Annotated in this window: 1 protein-coding gene; it reads left to right on the top strand. The window is 64.3% G+C overall.

What is annotated here, in order from left to right; all coding sequences use genetic code 11:
• Nucleotides 1-1021: oxalate/formate MFS antiporter (oxlT, locus tag J8I87_RS44010; protein ID WP_209938912.1), on the top strand; the 1021-nt coding region annotated here is incomplete at both ends.

Raw genomic sequence — 1021 nt, 5'->3', positions numbered from 1 at the left:
TCGAAGGATGGCTCGTCGACCGCTTCGGTCCGCGTCCCGTCGTGGCGGGCGGCGCGATCTGCGCGGGCCTTGCGTGGGTGATGAACTCGTACGCGACGACGCTGCCCGAGTTGTACGTCGCGTCCGTCATCGCCGGGATCGGCGCGGGCGGCGTGTACGGCACATGTGTCGGCAATGCGCTGAAGTGGTTCCCGGACAAGCGCGGTCTCGCGGCGGGCCTCACGGCCGCAGGCTTCGGCGCGGGCGCGGCGGTCACGGTGATTCCCATCGCGAACATGATTACGCGCTCAGGTTATGAGCACACGTTCCTGTTCTTCGGGATTCTGCAAGGCGTGGCGATCTTCGTGCTGGCGCTGCTGTTGAACAAGCCGGTGGCGCGCTCCGTATCGGGTGTGAAGCGCAAGTTCGCGGTCACCAAGACGGACTACACGCCGGGGCAGATGATCAAGGCGCCCGTGTTCTGGGTGATCTATGTGTCGTTCGTCGCGGTTGCCGCGGGCGGCCTGATGGCGACGGCGCAGATCGGTCCGATCGCGAAGGACTGGGGCCTCGCCAAGCTGCCGATGACGATGTTCGGCATGACGCTGCCGCTGCTCACGATGACGCTGTCGATCGACAACATCTGCAACGGCTTCACGCGTCCGCTGTGCGGCTTCATCTCGGACAAGATCGGCCGTGAAAACACGATGTTCGCGATCTTCATCGGCGAGGGGCTCGCGCTGCTCGGTCTGATGGAGTATGGGCAGAATCCGTACGCGTTCATGACGTTCGCGGCGCTGATCTTCCTGTTCTGGGGCGAAATCTTCTCGATCTTCCCGGCAATCTGCGCGGATACGTTCGGCAGTAAATACGCGGCCGCCAATGCGGGCACGCTCTATACGGCGAAGGGCACGGCATCGCTGATCGTGCCGATCGCTTCCGTGCTCGCGGCAACGGGCGGCTGGAACCTGGTGTTCATCGTGTCGGCCGTGATCACGATTGCGGCGGGCGTGTCGGCCAAGTTCATCCTCGCGCCGATGCG

The organism is Paraburkholderia sp. LEh10 (assembly GCF_017814945.1).
Taxonomy (GTDB): Bacteria; Pseudomonadota; Gammaproteobacteria; order Burkholderiales; family Burkholderiaceae; genus Paraburkholderia.
The sequence above is the reverse complement of the archived record's forward strand: the minus strand, read 5'-3'. Positions and strand labels throughout refer to the sequence as shown.